The organism is Parafrigoribacterium mesophilum (assembly GCF_039652555.1).
GTDB classification, from domain to species: domain Bacteria; phylum Actinomycetota; class Actinomycetes; order Actinomycetales; family Microbacteriaceae; genus Parafrigoribacterium; species Parafrigoribacterium mesophilum.
The window spans coordinates 518,648-536,832 of sequence record NZ_JBDJAF010000001.1; the positions used below are offsets into that span (position 1 = coordinate 518,648).

At 66.7% G+C, this 18,185-nt stretch carries 1 protein-coding gene (cut by a window edge); it reads right to left on the reverse strand.

The features are described from left to right. Window positions 1-18,185, reverse strand: partial view of a carbohydrate-binding protein gene (locus tag ABFX56_RS02570; RefSeq protein ID WP_346231716.1) — the 3' portion only. It continues 12,901 nt past the right edge of the window; only the last 18,185 of its 31,086 coding nucleotides appear in the window; its start codon lies off the right edge, out of view — the gene reads right to left on this strand; it ends in the stop codon at window positions 1-3.

Here is an 18,185-nt window from a genome sequence, read left to right on the forward strand (position 1 = left end):
CTACGGAGTTGCGACGACGTTCGGAGTCAGGTCGGCCTCGTAGTTGTTCCAGCCGTCGAGCGTCTTCATCAGGCTCGAGATCTGGGCCGCATCGCCGGAGTTGAGGGCTTGGTTCACGGCGGCGATCAACCAGGTGGAACTCTGCGGGTAGGAAATGTATTGGCTGGTCGTCGCGAGCAGGCCCGCGACGGCGGCCCGGAACAGGGCGATCACCCCGCCACCACCCGCGCTCAACGCGTCGAGCAGCGTCTGGTCGGCCATCGCCGCTGGCACTCCGGTAAACACCGAGCTGAGCAGTTGGTCCGGCGAGTAGATCGGCGTGCCGTCGGACTGCGCCGGCCAGAGCGTGGTGTGGTTCTTCCAGTAGCCCGGGGTCAGGCCCTCACCGCGGGCGTTACCGTAGTAGCCGGCGATGTCGCTGCCGGTCGCGACCTGGCCGGTGACCGGCTCGAGGGCACTAGCTGTGGCGGTGTTGCGGTACCCACCCAGGCGCACGGTGGTGGTCGCCCGGAACAACCAGGTCTCCCCCACGTCCAAACGGGCGTTGTGGTTGGCATCTCCGGAGTTGTATGCAGCGCCCTGCCAGGTGCTGAACACCGGCTCGGGGGTGAAGTCATCCGCGGTATCGGGCGTGCCGTTGTCATCCCGCAAGCTCGGGGAATCCAGCGACGCGTTGCCGCTGTTGGTCACCAGGTACGTCCAAACCGCGGTCGTTCCCGCCAGCAACTCTTTGACTGAGGCGCCGTTCGCATCCTCGATGGTGGACGGATGCCACGGGTCGAGGGCGTTGACGGCCTTGACCACGGTGATGTCCGCCAGCACTCCAAACGAGTAGTTGATGTCGTCGTCCCACACCGTCACGGTGCCGGTGCTGACCGTCAGGTCACCACTGACCCTGACCACATTGTTGTAGTCGCCGACCGGCACCAGGTGCGGCGCATCGAACCACCAGACCTCACCGGGGTCGAGTACACCGTCGCTGTCGATATCTCCGGAGCGGTAGGTCGGCACGATGTCATCGGTGAGATCGTCCGGCGTTCCGTTGTCGTCGGTGATGACGATGCCGGCCAGCGGCGCCGAGGTGGTCGACGCAACCTGGTAGGTGAACGTCGCCGTGGTTCCGGCGGCAAGCCGGACGGCAGCATCCGCAGTCTCGGCCGCCACACCGTTGACATACTTGTGGACGACGATGCCCGCAGCCGTGCCGGTCAGGTTGGCGACGTCGGAAGCGCTCACCTGAGGCACCGGCTGCCCCGGCACGCTGGCGATGACCGTGGCTGTGTTGCGATACGGGCCTGCGGTGACGATGCCGGCGGCGATGAAGCACCAAGTCTCCCCCGGGTCGAGGAAGCCGTTGTCGTTGACATCCACAGTTCCGGAGCACTGCTCATCGACCGAGAAGCCCCCATAGATTTCACCGGTGCCCGCGTCGTCCGTCAGGCCGATGAGGTGCAGGGGCACGGTGCCGGTGTTGGTCACGAGGTACGTCCAGGTGGCGGCGGTCCCGACGAGCAGAACCGGCCCGGAGGTGTTCGCGTCCTCGCGCACTGTGGGGTTCCACGGGTCGAGCGCGTTCACCGCCTTGCGGATCGTGATCGAACTGGTGGCAGCGTAGTGGTTGCTGAGGTCGGAGGCCTCTGCCTGCGCCCCGGTGCGCGGCTCGGTGACGGCGATACCGACGGTGTTGGAGTACTGTCCGCCCACCGTGTTGTAGCTGACGACTCCGGCCGAGCTGTAGAGCCAGATCTCACCGGGGTCAACCAGGCTGTTGCCGTTGGCGTCGCCCGACAGGTACTTCGGGTGGAAGTCGTCGGCGGTATCGGTCGTTCCCGCATCGTCAGTGACCGTCGTGACCCGCACAGCGACGGCACCAGGGTTGGTGACCAGGTAGGTCCAGGTAACCGGAGTTCCGATCGCCAGGATGAGCTGGTGCGCGGTGTCGTTGCCGTCCTCAAGCACGGTCGGATGGAGCGGGTCCGCGGCGTTGGTGGCCTTCGCAACGTTGATCACTGGGACAACACCGAGATACCAGGCGGAGTCGCTCGAAGCGTAGGTGACCCCGCCGACCACCGTGAGGACCGTGCCGACGTTGCCATGGAGTCCCGCGGCCGCCGTTCCGGGGATGATTCCGGACGAGGTGTACAGCCAGATCTCGCTGCCGTCGAGGCTTTCGTTGTAGTTGCTGTCGCCGATGTTGTAGGAGACCTTGTGGTAAACCGTCATCACGGCGTCCGGCTGGAAGTCGTCACCTCGGTCGGACGTGCCGTTGTCGTCGGTCACCGCGATCGCGCTACCGAGGATCGACAACCCGTTGGGGCTGCTGACCAGGTAGGTGAAGACTGCTGGGCCACCTACGGTTACGTAATACGGGTTGGCGGGATCGTTCGCATCCTCGGCCGTCGTCGGATGCAACGGGTCGGCAGCATCCACGGCCTTGCGGATCAGGACGCCTCCGGCAGGCACGCCCGTGTAATAGGTCGGATCGGTCGCCGAGACTGCCGGGCCCGAAACCGGAGAAGCCATGACCGAGGAGCCGTCCAGGTAAAGTCCGGTGACCGCGGCGAGGCCTGGAGTTACCGCTGCCAGCGAGCTGAACAGCCAAGTTTCGCCGATGTCAAGCACCCCGTCGCCATTCGCGTCGCCGACGTTGCTGCCGTCGGCTCGCAACACGGGCCGAGGGAGGAAATCGTCCGCCGGCGTCGCGGTGCCGTGATCATCGGTGACGACCACGGTGGTCAGCGGCACAGCGCCGTCGTTGGTGACCAGGTAGGTGAAGGTCACGGCCGATCCGGCGGACAGGTACGGCCCGGTGGGGTCGTCGGCGTCCTCTGTCGGTGTGGGATGCAGCGGATCGGCAGCGTTGACCGCGGTCTGTAGCGTGACTCGGGCACCCAGACCGGTGTACTGCGCGGTGTCGACGGCGGTGAGGACCTGCCCGCTCGCGGTGGTGACGCTGACCGTTGCCGTGTTGGTGTGCGGGCCACCCAGCTGTGCGGTGGTGGCCCACTGGAACGCCCAGGTCTCGCCGGGGTCGACGACGCCGTTGCGGTTGAGGTCGCCGATGTTGTGCAACCGGTCGGCGCCGAGCAGCGCGGACATCGCCGAGAACGGCACATCGTCGTCGGTGGCGGTCGTCGCGTTGTCGTCGACCAGGTCGGTGATCGTCATCGGGCTGCCGCTGGAGTTGGACACCAGATAGCTGAACACGACGCTGGAGCCGGTCGGAACGCTCGGCCCGGTGACGTTCGCATCTTCCGCGATCGTCGGATGCTGCGGGTCGGCCGCGTTGACCGCCTTGACCAGGGCCAGCCCCGAGTCGCCGAAGTACCACGCCGGGTTGGTCGCTTCGGAAACGTTGCCGGCGCGGTCGGTGGCGGTGACGGTGCCGATGTTGCGCTGCCAACCCGGCACGGCTGCCGTAGGCGCGGCCGCTACACCGGCCGAGGTGTACAGCCAGGTTTCGCCGCGCTCCAGCAGCTGGTCGAAGTTGGTGTCGCCGAGGTTGTACTGGGCACCCCGGAAGGCGACGAGCACCGGCAGCGGGAACCAGTCATCCGCGGTGTCGGTCGTGCCGTTGTCGTCGACGACGGCCACCACGGTCAGCGGCGAGGTGGAGTTGGTGATGACCCGGTAGGTCCACACGAGGGAGCTTCCGATGCCGAGGTGGGGGGCAGTGGCCTGGCTGTCCGCCTGCTGGGCGAGCGTCGGCCGTAGCGCCAGACCGGAGTTGAGGTCCTTGAAGATCTGCACAGTGGGAAGAGTGCCGGTGTAGTTGGTGGGATCGCTGTCAGTGAGCTGCAGTCGGCCGGCCCGGTCATAGCCGATCACGGTGACCACGTGCTGGTGACCGCCGGACAGCACGACCTGCGGAGCGCCCCGGACGCCCACGGCGGTGAACAGCCACACTTCGCCAGGGCCGACGAGCAAATCGCCGTTCGTGTCCCCGGAGACGTAAGTCGGGTGGAAGTCATCCGATGTGTCCGCGGCAGTGGCGTTGTCATCGGTGATGGACAACAGCTGGAGCGGCACGGTTCCCGGATCGGTGACCAGGTAGGTCAGCACCAGTGGGGTGCCGACCGGCAGGATGGGCCCTGTCGCGACCTGGGCATCTTCGATGTCGGTGGGCTCCAGTGGGGCGACGGCGTTGACCGCACCCGTGACGGCGATGGTGGGATCGACGTTGCAGTGACAGCCCAGGTCGACCAGGCCGCGGTAGTCGATCTGCACGCCGGGGACGTTCCCCGGTTGTGGGTCGCGCGGTCCGCCGTGCTGGTCGTTCCAGTAGGAGTCACCCGGGGTGCTGAGCGCGGTCTCATCCAATGGTGCGTTCGGAGTGAACGTGGTGTCCTGGCCGCCCGCCATCGACAGCGCGGTGATGAACGCCTGGATGTGCGGGTTGGGGCTGCGGTTCACAACCGGTCCGCCGAACGGGCTGAACGGCACGATGAAGCTGTTGTACTCGCCGGTCCAGTCGAACATGCGCGCCTGGCCGGTGTCGGCGATCAGCACGTCGCGGCCCGCTCCGCCGTAGGCGAAGGTGGGTGCGGCCCAGGTGGCGTCCTCGGGCACCCGGTTCCGCTCGCCATCGGTCTCCAGGTTCTGGGAGGACTGCAGCAGATCGTCGCCGAAACCGCCGAACAACCAGTTCGTGTCGGTGCCGCCGACCAGCCAGTCGTTGCCGTTGTCGCCGTAGACGATGTCGCATCCGTCGCCGCTCTTGACCAGGTTGCCCAGCGTATCGGTGATCGGGGTGCCGGACGCATCGAGCACGTACGGGGTGAAGTTCAGGAAGAAGTCGACCTTCTCCCCTGTCGCGCAGCTGCCGTCGATTCCGATGTCCTTGATCCCGCTCGTGCAGTCGTAGATCTTGGCCCACGGGTCGTCAGCGTTGTAGTCCGCGAACTTCGTGCTCGACGGGTTGTACAGCAGCGGGTCGGTCGGGTCGATGCCCCAGGTGCCGAGGATCGCCGACTGGGCGATGTCCCTGTAGTAGAACGGCAGCGCGGCAGCGCCGGAGATGGCGTCATCGCCGCCCTCGCCGTGGATCCAGTCGTTGCCGAGCCCGCCGTACACGATGTCGGCGTAGCCGCCCACCGCCGGGTCGACGCTGTTGTAACCGAGCAACCGCGCCTGGTTGAACAGGTCGCCGGCCTGGAAGGTGGTTGCTTGCGTGTACGGGCCGGGCAAGGCTTCCAGAACGTCGGTGGCGTTGGCTGTCTCGACATCCCAGAGCGGCTCGGTCAGTCCGTTGCGGCTGGTCGTGAAGTAGCCGTCGTCGCTCAGGACCCGGTCGTCGCCGGTGCCGCCGTAGACCCGGTCGTTTCCGGTTCCGCCGATGATCGTGTCATCCTGGCCGTCGCCGGCCAGCACGTCGCCGCCGAGCTGTCCGAGGATCACGTCGTCGCCGGCCTCGCCGTGCACGAGATCGGCACCGCCGATGTCGGAGGAGGCCGCGGTCCCGATCGTGTAGTCGAGGTAGCTGTAGGCACGCGGGATGACCGTCTCGATGGTGCTGTACCGGTCGTAGTTGAAGGTCAGGAATGACAACACGGCTTTGGCTTGTCGGTTGGCGTCGAGCGTGGTGCTGCCGTCGGCACCCACGAGGCGGTAGATGTTGCCATTATCGGCCACGATCACGTCGGCGTCGTGCGCGTGGCCCTGGGCGGAGAGGTCACCGAAGTCGTTCAGCCCGACCCGTGTTCCGGCACCGCCGTAGATGGTGTCGTCGCCGTCCGGGCGCTGATCGACGATCACCAGAGAGAACATGCTGGAGCTGCCGCCGACCAGGTCGTCCTGACCCAGTCCGCCGTAGAGCACGTCACCGCCGCCGTTGCCCTCGAGGTAGTCGTCGCCGTCAGTGCCCGGGCCCGCGTAATCCTCCACCGACCGGCGCTGGTCGGTGACCGTGTCGCGGGTCTGCACATCGACCGTGACGAAGCCCTCATCATCGATGACCGAACCGTCGCCCTGTACCCAGTCGTTGCCGAGCTGCCCGAAGAGCACGTCATCGCCGGCCCCGCCCGCGATGTCGCTGTCCGCGAAGGTCGTCGCATCCGGGCTGAAGCTTTGATCGAAGAGCTGGATGAACCGCACGTGCGCACCGCGTGGGTCTTGTTGGAATCCGTACGCGCTGCATGTCGTGGGGACGAGTCCGCCGGGGTCGATCCAACCGCACGGCAGTGACGAGCCGTCGTAGTTTGTTCCGGCGACGTTGGCCGAACCGTCGGCGGTGTCGAGGATGCTCGTGGCCGTCAGCACCCGGAACCGTGGGCTGTAGGTTGAGCCGGTGCGCAGGATGGTGGCGTTGTCTCCGGCGATGGCGTCGTTGCCGGTCCCGCCGTCGAGGTAATCCCCGTAGCGGCAGTCATCCGCACCGGTGCAGGTGCTGTGCGGTCCGTCGATGCCGCCGGTGCCGTCATAGCCGTCGCCGAACGCTATCGAGCCGGACCGGTAGTCAGCGCGGGCGTTGTAGCCGCCGGCTCCGCCGGTGTTGGCGCGCAGTGTGCCGCCGGCAAGTTCGATGGGGGCTCCGGTGTTGCCGCCGATGATGTCGTCGTCGCCGGCTCCGGCCGTGATCCGATCGGACCCGGCACCGCCGATCAGGATGTCGGCGCCGGCGTTGCCATTGATCAGGTCGTTGCCCCAGTTAGCGCTCTGCTGGGTGTCCAGGGAGGTCCAGCTGAAGGTGTGGTCGTTCAGCGGCACGTCGAACGGCAGCCCGATGGCCTCGATCCGGTAGCCGGGGTTGGCGAGGGTCGGGTCGGTCGGAGCAGCGCCGATCTGGATGCCGGCGACCCGGCCGAAGTCTCCGAAGGCAAGGTCGTTGCCGCTGTTGCCCCAAACGGTGTCGCTTCCGCCGCCGCCGATCAGGATGTCGTTGCCCAGGTCCCCTTCGAGGGTGTCGCCGGCGCCGTTCTGCTGCTCAACGCTCTGTAGCCACATCAGCTCGGTGGTGGTCTGCAACCGCTGGAGCCGAACGCCGCTCGTCGACACGAACGTGCCGGTGGACTCGTCCAGCGCCCAGCTGCGCGCATCCTGCACGTCTTGCACGACCACGCCGTGATCGCCGAAGATGACGTCCTGGTCGTCGCTGTTGCCTGCCGCCGTGCTGGGTGCCGAGTCCAGACCTTCGCCGATGAGGACGTCGTGGCCGGCGACGAGGCTGTCCGCGTTCGGCAGCGTGCTGATGTCCACCGTCGGCACCGTGAGCACCCGGGTAATGACGTCGATGGTGATGCCGGAATCGCCGTAGATCAGGTCGCGTCCGCGTCCCCCGAGGATGAGGTCGTTCCCGGAGCCGCCAGCGAGGATGTCCCCGGCCTGGCTGCCAAGGATGGTGTCGTTGCCCGCACCGCCGTACACGGTGACGCCGATGGACGGGAGGTCGGCGCTGCCGAGGCCTGAGTGCAGGGCGCTGGCGTCGATGAAGTCATTGCCGGAGTACTGGAACGACTGGGCTACCGGGAAGACGTAGTTTGCCGCGTTGCCCACCGGCTCGATCGTCGGTTTCGGCCCGAACACGTGACCGGACTGCGCAGCCGGGTCGCCGCTGTACCAGATGCCGTCCTGGGAGGTGTCACCGAAGATCACCAGCGGCGAGCTCGGGCCGGGTGACCCGGCGCCGACGCCGGGTCCGTCAAGGACGAAGATGTGGTCGCCGCCGATGCGGACAAAGCCGGTTTGCGGTGACGTCGCATCGAACACCGAGACGGTACCCGACGAGACCACCGGCGCGCCGGGTACAGCGCTCTCGCGCAGCAGCATGGTTTCGCCGTTGCTGCCGGAGAACCCGGTGATCGTGGCGCTGCCGAGTGCGGTCAGCCACGGGAGGCTGATCCGCTGGCCAATCGCGAATCCGGCCTCAGTCCACGACTGTCCGTCGTTGCGAGTCACCCAGTCGGCAGTGTGGGTGAACGAGCCTGTGACCGTCAGGAGCGAGTTGCCGCCGCCCTGCACCAGGGTGAGGCCGCCGTGCAGCGAGGGGATGCCGGCCGGTAGCTTGTCGTCCTCAGCCTGGTCCGGCCCTGGGATCATCGTGCTGCGAATGATCAGGCGGTCGTTGCCCTGGCCGAGCATGATGTTCAGCACCTCGATGGTGGTCTTCGACGCATCCGTGATGAAGTTGCCGTTCGCGTCCACCGAGATGGTGCCGTAGCTGATGCCGGCGGGGAATGCGCTCGGTTCGCCCCAGGAAGTGGTGCCGTCGAAGGTGACCGCGGGGCCCATGCCGAACCCGGTGAGAGCGGTCGACCTGAGCTCGCCGGTCTGGTCGGCGCGGCTGCCGTCGTCGAAGACGTTGAGCACGTCGACCTGCCGTGCCTCCGACGGCTGTTGGCCGATTCCGAACGGCGGCGTGTTCACCTCACCGGGCAGGAGCACCGCGCTACCGAGAGTGTGGTGTTCGCCGGCGGTACCGCCGTCGATCTGCAGCGGTCCGCGGATGGCCGAGAGCAGGTGCGGCTGCTTCGGGAAGGTGAACAGGTCAGCGCGACCGGCGGGGAGCACGTAGTCGCCGTTGGCCGACACGGTCACGGTGACCGGGATCCACCAGTTGGACTGATCGAAGGTGATGGCCGGCGGGGTGATCGAGGTCTGACCGTCGCCGATCAGCGTCACCGTGACCGTGGCGGTCGGCGCCGCCAGCAGCCGGACAGTGAAAGTGTCAGTGATCCCCGGAGTGGATCCGCTCGGCACACTGACCACCGTGGTGCCGCCCGTTTGTGTGGAATAGACACCTGGGGTTTCGTCGTCCAGCACCATGATGTCGAGCATCGCGGTGACGCTGTCGTATCCGGTGTCCCGGCCGGCGCCGGTGTCTGTGGTCGCGGTGAACCGCAGGGTCGTGTAGCCGGCGTCCTCGCGCTGGAAGTCGTCGACCGCCCGGGCGGTGACGGTGACCGGGCTGTTCCAATCGGCGGCGTCGAAGGCGATTCGATAGGTCTGGATGCCGCTTATCACGGCGCCGAGGGAGAATCTGGTGTCCGCGCTGGAGAGCAGCACGCGCGCATCCGTCGGCGTGATGATGTAGCTGACGGTGCCGGCGGGGGCGCCCGGCAGCGCGACCGTGAAGGTATCGGTGAGCTGGGTGGTCACAGTGCCTTCGATCACCGTGGTAGCTGTGTCGGGGCTGCCGGACGAGTCACGCTGCACAATCACGACTCCGGGGGTGAGGTTGTCGTGAACCATGGTCTCGACGTTGCGCACCACCGCGCCGCCGAAGGCCCGGTCGGCGCTGATCACGGAGTGAGCGACGGTCACGACGATGTCGCCCTGCGGTGTCAGATCGTTGGCCGCGGCGATCCAGACGGCCTGCGGTGAGTTCCAGTTCGCGGCGGTGAAGTGCAGGACGAGCGCACGGTTGGCGACCCCGGAGCCGCCGAGGCCTTCGTACTGCGGCACGCCGTCGACATAGACGGTGCGGAAGTAATTGTCCGCTGACGAGCACTCCGCCGCCGATCCGGTGCAGAGATAGACGGTGTCGGCTCCGGGGCGTGATTCCGCGGGACTGAGTGTCGCCGATACCGTGATCCACACGTCGGAGGTGGGCGCGGAGGCGAGCGAGACGGAGTACGAGTCGACGCTCCCGATCGAGGAGTCGTTACTCAGGCGACGCACGTCGGTGAAGCCGCCGGTCTCCGCGATGATGACGGCGCCCTGGGTCGGCCGGGCCACCGACACGTCGATGCCGGCGGTGACGATGTTGTTGTAGTTCGAATCGCTGGAGGTGACCAGCTGGTTGATCGTGGAGTGGCTGCCGCTCACATCGCGGCTGACCACATCGCCGACGACGTCGCCCGCGACGTTGATGATGTCGCTGCCGAGGCCGCCCAGAACCCGGGTTGCCACGCCGAGCGCGGTGGACAGGACGTCGATCGTGTCGTCGCCCTGCAGGGCATCCACTTCGACGACCTGCACGGCGCGGAACGTGACCGCCAGTCCGGCGCCGTAGATGGCTCCGGCGGTCACCACGATGTGGTCGGCGAACTCGGTGCCGAGGACGGCGAGCTTGTTGAAACCGGATCCGCCGTCGACAGACACAGGGGCGTTGATGTTGTACTGCACCTGATCGTTGCCGCCGCCGCTGCGGACGTCGGTCTGCGCCGCGGTGCTGAACCCGGAGGTGAGGGTCGGACTGGGCAGCACGCCGCTGACCGTCGCGCCGGCAAAGGTACCGGAGACGAGGATGCTCGAAACGGTCAGCGTCGAGGCGGTGACCGCGGTTATCAGGTAGGGCAGGCAAGGCTGAACAGCGGTCTCGACGCAACCGGCGAGGTTGTCGTTGGCCCCGGTTCCGACCAGCCCGATGACCTGGCCCGCGAGATAGCCCTCGGTGAGGAAGCTCCCGGTCGCCCGGGTGATGATGCTGGTTCCGGCGATCGCACCCGCGGCGATGACGAGCTCTGCGCGGGTCAGCGGTCCGCTGCTCAAGGATGCGGTGAACGAGCCACTCTGCTGCAGCGGTGCCGTCGTAGTCAGGCCCGTCGCGAGTGTGATGGCCATCGCGGAGACGGCGCTGATGATGTACGCGTGGGCGGCGTCGTTGTCGTTGCCTGTCCCAGCACCCTGGATCACCAGGGTCTGGCCAACCGCGAAGCCGTCGGCGAGGAAGCTGCCACCGGCGTCGATGCGGGCGATCGTGCCGGCCGTGCTGTCGATGACGACCGGGCCGGTGAACAACGGGCCCATGACGAGGGTGCCGTCGGCGTGGGTTTGCGCGAGCGCGAATGCCTGCACGACGAAGAGGTCGTTGCCGGCGTCGCCCTCCAGACGCAGGGGTGCGTGGTTGGAGTAAACGGTGAACGTATCGTCGCCGCTGCCACCCTGGGCGACCAGTGGTGCGCTCGTGCCCTTGGAAAGGTAGCCGCGCGTGGTGGCGATGGTCGGGAAGTAGTCGGATGCGCTCAGTCCGCTATAGGCGGCGTCGCGGCGCATGCCGAATACCTGGCCGACCTGGAAGGTGTCGTTGCCGGTCCCGCCATCGAGGGTTGTGGTGGCGGCGTTGTCGTCGACGGCGAAGTGATCGTTGCCACCGAGGCCGAGCACCGTGAGCATGCCGTTCAGGCCGCGGTCGTAGTTGATTCGCTCGGAGACGCCCGCGTAGCCGGAGGTCTCTGCGACGGTCAACGGATCGGCGCCGGACGGGTCGGCCCCCGGATGCAACACCGCAACGTAGGCCGGTGCGCCGCTGCCATAGACATCCGGGCGGGCTGAACTCTCGCCCGGGAGGTACGACGCGCTCCGCAGCAAAAAGATGTCATCGGTGGAATAGGGCGCGCCCGTGACCGCGTCGATTCCGCCCACGGCGCTGTCTGCTCCGTAGATGGCGAGGGTGTCGACTCCGTCGGCCGGTGCACTGCTGTCCAGAACGTTGACGACGTAGTGCGCGTCGCCGTGTGCACTGCCGTGGGTCCACACAATGTAATGGTCGGTGTCGGCTTGGCCGTCGAGGCTCAGTGTCGAGCTGGCTGGCATGGTCTGCAGCAGGTACACGACGAGAGTGTCCTCACCGTCTTCGGCCGGTGCGAAGCCCTTGTAGGTGGTCGGTGCAGCGGAGCCATAGGCCCGCGTTTGCCCGCCGAGCAGGCTTTGGTCGAAGATGATCTGATCGTCGTCGGCATCGCCGAACACGCGAACCAGTCCGCCATCGCCGGGAGTGATCTCCCCGCGCAGCACGATGACGGTGCCTTCGTTCGGCGTGGCGTCGGTGACGCCGGGGTGCCAGTCGCCGTGGATGTCGATGTTGCCCGTCGCCGTGGTGGGCTGGTTCGGGTCGAGAAGGTCGGAGTTACCGGTACCCGGGTCACTCGCTGTGGTGCTGGCGAGGATTTGGCCGTGCGGGTCGGTGATCACGTCATCGGCGGACAGCAGCAGCACGTTGCCGTTGCCGGACTCGATCACCCCGTTCGGCACGTCCTGGGGGGCGTTTTCGACGACCAGGGTGCTGCCGGACTGGCCGAGACGGATGTCGTTGCCCTCGGCCGAGGTCTCGGTGGTCGTGATCCGCACGTCGCCGGCGACGGTTCTGGCGAGCAGAACGTTCGCCGGTCCATCGAGTTCGGTGAGGTAGATGCTCCGGTCGGCCTGGGCGGAGATCCCATAGTTCGCGGTCACCGCGCGGTCGCTCGCGGAGGCCTGGAACCAGTCCAGCGTGAAGGAACTCTGGTAGCCGGCGCCGGCCGCGGAGTTGATCTTGAGGTCGCCGGTGAAGACTCCGGTGGCCGCGTTGGTGAAGGCGCCGACGCTGCCGCCCAGCGCCAGCAGGTCAATGGTGTTGCCGATGACGTTGATGGCGGTGCCACCGGCGCCGAGGTTGTGGCCGTCCAGGATCGAACCGGCATCGGTGGTCAGGCTCACGTCGGCGCAGGTGGCCAAGGTGGTGCCGAAGCAGGTGGTGACGGTGTCGACGTGCAGGTTGCCGGTGGTTTCGGTGAGTCGTACGACGCCGGCTGCGCGGGCGTTCAGCACACCGAAACGGTCAATCGAAGAATCGATCTCCAGGAAGTTGCTGTCGCTGCCGACGGTTCCTGCTCCTTCGGTGCCGGCGGTCAGGGTGATGTTGACGCCGACCACCTCGGGAGTGGGTGAGGTCTGGGAGTGACCGGTGGCCGGTGGGATTGTGGAGCCGACCGGTGCGTCGACGATGGAGGCCGGCGAGGTCAAGGTCACATCATCGTCAGTGGATCGGACGAGGCCGGCGCGCAAGTCCCGGTTCGGCCCGGCCGCAACGATGGCGCCGACGGTGCTGGCGAAGCCGACGGTCGAAGGAAGCAGGGTGTTCTGAATCTGCAGGTGTACGGCGACGCTGTCGGCGTCGCTCTCGGTGAGGGTGACGAAGCCGTTGGTATCGGTGTTGACGTTCCCGTTCTGGTGCACCTGCACCAGGCCGATGATGTTGATCCTGGTTGCGGTCGGCGTCGGGTCTGCCGCCGCCACGGTGATGCTGCCGTTCGCGCCCGTCGAACCGGCATCCAGCAGGCTGAAATCGTAGGTGCTCGCGACCGGGTGTGGGTTCGAGCCGAACGCGCCGACGTCGAAGGCGCAGGCCCGAGCGGATTGGCCGGGGCAGTTCTGGTCCGGACGGAAGAAGTTGAAGTAGGCAGTGCTCAAGCGCTCGGAGGGTACGACCACCAGTACGCCCGGAACCGCCGCGGTCCCCGCGCCGTACAGCGTGGCGTGCAGCAGCAGGTCGAGGTCGTTGCCGGCCACCAGATGGTCGATGGCAATCGCGTAGGGCGGGTTGCCGGAGACTGCCGGGTCCGCGATCGATGGGTCGCGCAGCCAGGTCAGCAGATCCAGGTAGGCGTCGACACCGGCCGTGGCCGTGATCTCCAGCACGTGGCCGGCGAACTGCACGAGGTCGACGTTGAGTCGGTCGGCGGCGGACCCGATGCTGCCGGCGGCGGCATCCAAGTGCAGGATGTTGGTGCGGATCAGCGAGGAGCGGCCGTCATCCGTGATGCCGGCGCGGGCCGTGCTCGAAACGATGGATCCGCCGACATTGAGGATGTCCGTTTCGCCGATCGGGTTTTCGATCGTGCCGTTGAGGGTCAGCAGCGAGGCGCTCGTATTGTCGACCACGACGAGGGTCGGCGTGACGTTCTGTACGAGCCTGAACGTCGCCGAGACCGCGTTGTTGCCCGGCGCCGTGTTCAGAGTGACCTTCGGGACGCCCAGTCGGTTGATGACATCGATGTTGTTCACGATCATCGGCAGAGCTGATTCGTTGATCAGGGTGACGCCGTTAAAGTTCTGCCGGAAGGTGAAGGTGCCCCAATAGTGAGTTCCTACCGGGCTGCCGCCGGTGATCGAGCCGCCATCAGACGTCATGTAGATACTGCCGCGGTCGTTGTTCACGATGTCGCTGACCGTCACCGTGCCGGTCAGCTGCGCGTGCAGGTCCGGGTTCGGCACGCCGTTCACTGTGACATTGATTGCTGTGGCAATCGTGCCGTCAGGATTGACGACGAGATAGGGGTCTGGCCCGGAGTTCACCACGACATCGGAGTTCCAGTCGATGTTGCGGTGGGCCGTGGTGTCGTCGGTGTCGACGTTGCTGCCGTTTTCGGCTTGCACGTATAGTGCCAGAGCGCCGTCACCGTTGGAGACCAGCGGCGAGGCGGGTGCGTTGTGGGCTTCATTGATACCCGGGACCAGTCGCGGACCGGCGTACACGGTCACGCCCTGGTGGCCGGCGACGTTGTTCCCCAGCGTCACCTCTGTTCTGGAGCTATCTGGCGAGATACCCAGGCAGTAGCAGCTGGAGTCGTGGTCGTTGTGATAGGTCAGGTCGAGGTGGCGGGCGCGCACATCCACGCCGTAGCGGCCGGTGATCGTGCCGCTGTCAGCGCTCGTTCCGTCAAGTAAGGCGGTGTCGTTGGAGGTCACGAAGATGCCACCGCCAACATGAGTCGCACCGAACAGCGCATACATCGTCGCGTGTGCGAACATCCGGTGGTCGCCGCTGGAGCGGGCCAGTACCTGCACGGTGTCGCCGGAGATCTGTGCGCTGGAGCCGATCACCGCGGCGGTGTCGTCCATGGCGTTTGTCGTGGCATCCGCGGTGAAGCCGCCGGCGAAGCCGCCGCCTTCGCTATGCGCGTAGTCGTTGGTGCGCTGGTTGCTGGTGGCCGAGATGACGACGTTGCCACCCGCGGTGATCGCGGCGCCCGAACCGACGCTGGCAGTGCTGCCCGAGTGGACGGTCAGCGTGGAGTTCACGACGCCGACGGCGATGAATCCGCCTGAGCCGTTCTCGGTGGAAACCGAATCCTTCGTCGAGGCGGCCGACGTGATCGTGACATCACCGCTGGCGGTGATGTTGGCCGCGGTGAATGCCCGCACAGTGGCGCTATCGGTCAGGGATGCCGTTGGCATCTTCACGCTGATGACACCACCGCCGCCGCCGGCCGCTGAGGCACCGGAAACACCGTCTCCGGGCGGCGGGGACAACTGACGCAATGAGGTGTAAGGCTGTCCGGCGGCGGGTGTGGCCGAGGAGTAGAGACCGTAGAGGGCCACGTTGAAGGGGAACGGAACGGGTGTTCCCAGGTCGATTCGGATGCTGTCGGTCGGACACTGGTTTGGATCGGCCAGGGTGCAGCCTTGGAGGGCCAGGCCGGTCGCGAAGATTCGCTGGGCTCCGTAGATGTCGGCAGCGGTGGTCTGTCGCCCGTCGGGGCCGTCGGTGACGCTGGTGTTCAGTGTGACGGATGTGCCGTCCAGGTGGTTCAGCGTGAAGCTTGATACGGTCGGATTGTCGACGAGGTAGGTGTATCCGTCGGTCAGCCCGCCGATCGGCGCGGGCACGATCTGCTGGATTCCGCTGTCGTCGGCGGGTGCCACCACGGCGATCGGTTTCGGCTCGTCGGTGCACGTGTCGGTCCCGCATGCGTAGCTGTGCGCCGTGGTGTCGTACCGCGTTGCCGCGAGCTGGATGACGTACTGGTTTACAACGATGACGTAATAGGTGCCGCCGTTGGCCAGCCCGCCCACCAGTTTTCCCGTGGTGCGGTAGACGACCGCCTGGCCGGTGGTGAGCCGGTGCGACACTTGGATCGGCGTGCCGTCGTCCCTGAGCCCGGTGACCGGTCCGACGACAATGTTGTGCTGGCTGGCGTCGGGTTGGTAGCAGTTGTCCTGGTCGGAGCAATCAGGGTTGACTCCGACCGCGGCCATCCGGAAACCTAAGGCGTCGGGCGCCCGGTAGGTCACTCGTTGGCCGTCGGTGAAGCTGTTGGCCAGGTTGATCGTATTTCCGCTGACGTGGTCCGGAGTGAATTGTAGTGCTGCAACGGTCGCCGCTGCAGCACTGGTGTAGAGCTGAATCGTGGTCAGGTCGATGACTCGGACGTATAGTTTTTGACCGTTCTGAACGGTTCCGTTGATGGTGCCGTCCCCAGCGAGAATGACGGTGTCGCCGTCGATGAAGTTGTGCGGGGAAGCGAACCGGATCACCGAGCGGTTCGGGTCAACGCCTGCGGTGCCTGACAGATCTCCAGCATCGATGGTGCCGGTGCGGAATGTGTCACCGAATTGCACACTGTCTCGGTCTGTGGCGATGACGGTGTACACACGGCCGCTGGTAAGGCCGGGCACCGAGGTGCCGAAGTAGATGACGGTGTCACCGTTGCTCAACCCGTGGCTGGGGAAATACAGGGTGTCGTTGCCGCTGCTCACGTTGGCGACGTTGGTGGTGGTACCGCCGTCGGCGTGGGAGCCACCGGCCAGGTAGGTGTCGCCCAAGGAGGCCCCGGATGCCTGAGTCTCGGCGTGGACGCTCACGTCGCCGCCGGCGATCACTGTGACGTTGCGGCCGAGGTGCGCATCGACACTGGGCCGGGTGATGGCAGTGGCTACCGCGATGCCCACATCGAGGCCGCCGCCACCGTAGCTCTTGGCCGTCGCATCCGCTTCTGCTCGAACCGACGTCGCGGTCACGGCCAGGTTGCCGCCCAGACTCACCCGGGTGGCGGAAGCGGTGTCGCCGGTCGAACCGATGTAGGCCAGGACGGTGGGAGCGACGGTGCTGGTGGCGCGGGTGGCGCCGACCTCGATCGCTCCGCCCGCCCCGGCGATCGAGGACACCGCGACGGTGGACGTATCGGTTGCAGCGACGGAGAGCGAGGCGGGAGTGCCGGCGGGAGTGCTGCCGATCGTGACTCCGTCGGCCACGTGCGCATCCGTGCTGCCCGCCGTGGTGCCCTCGGCCTCGAGTACTGCGACGCCGATAAGACCGCCGGCTCCCCCGTTGGCCGCCACGGTGGTGGCCCCACCGTGGGTTGCCGCTATCTCGATGATGGTGTTCGGGCTGATGATCTGGGCACCGCTGCCGATGCTGGCGACGGTGTCGCCTCCGACGCTGCCGTGGGCGCCGGCGCCAGCCCCACCGGCAAGGAGGCCAATACTGACGACCAGGATGTGGGCCGCGGCGACGTTGGTTCCGCTCGCGCTGATGGACAACTTGCCGGCCTGAATCAGGGTTCCTGCAAAGCTGGCGGAGGCGCCGCCGTTGTCGCTGGCCGAGGCGATCAAGGCGCTGACGCTGACGCCGCCGCCCGAGCCGCCGTCAGTCGCGGCATCCGCGCGGTCCTTCATGGTGGCAGCGATCGACAGGTCGGCATCGCCGAGGTCGAGCACCGATCCGTTCTGCACGGACGCCTTTACTTGTGCCTCTGACGTGATTTCCGCGTCGGAGTTCGCTCCCCCGCCGGCGAGGATCCCCACTGCAACCGGGGTCGATTTGGCCGTTGCGGTATTCGTTCCGTTCGCCCTCACCGTGAGGGCACCGCCGACGACCGATCCGAGGAACGACGCGATCACGCTCCCCTGGATCTTCGCCGTTGGGATCGTTACACCGATACCCGCCACGCCCAGGCTGCCGGCATCCGACGTGGCCTCGGCAAGGTTGATGCCGGCAGAGTTGAAGTTTGTCGCGCCGGAGACCGCGAGGTCAGCTCCCGAGGAAGTGGCGGAGACATCAGCATCTGCCGTGATGTGCGCGAAGCTAGCCGCGCCGGCACCGCTGTAGGTACCCAGGCTGGCCGACACCGCATCAGCTTTCGCGTGATTTTCGCCGGTTGATGCGACGTTCAGGCTACCGGCTGCGATCGTCCCGCCAACCGCAGCTGTGACTGCCCCCGCGACCGTAGCCCCTGCGGAGAACGCACCGACGCTCACCGAGCCGCCGCTGCCACCAGCCGCTTGAGCATTCGCAGTGTTCGTGGCGTTCGCGCTGACCTCGAGTGCGTCCGTTGCGGTGATCTCCGCCGCCGCACCGATCTGAGCGATTGTCGTGGCGTCACTGGTGATCTCTGCGGTGGCGGTGGCCCCAGCGCCGCTCGCCAAGCCGATCGACACCACGATGGTGGTCGCCTCCGCCGAGTTCTGCCCGATCGCCTCCACAGTGAGACTTCCTACGCTCAGGATGCCGTCCACTTCGGCGAGGACGCCACCCGCCACGGTGGCGGTCGGCAACATCGCCGCAATAGAGATTCCACCACCGGTTCCGCCGTCAGACTTCGCGGATGCGCTGTTGGTGCCGCTTACCGAGACGGTGACTGCTCCGCCCGGAACCGCAAGATGCGCCGCTGCGGCCACCTGCGCCGTCACATCGGCATCCGCGGTGATGATTGCGTCAGCGGAGGACCCGGTTCCGGAGAAGAGGCCGAGGGAGATTGCCAGGGCCT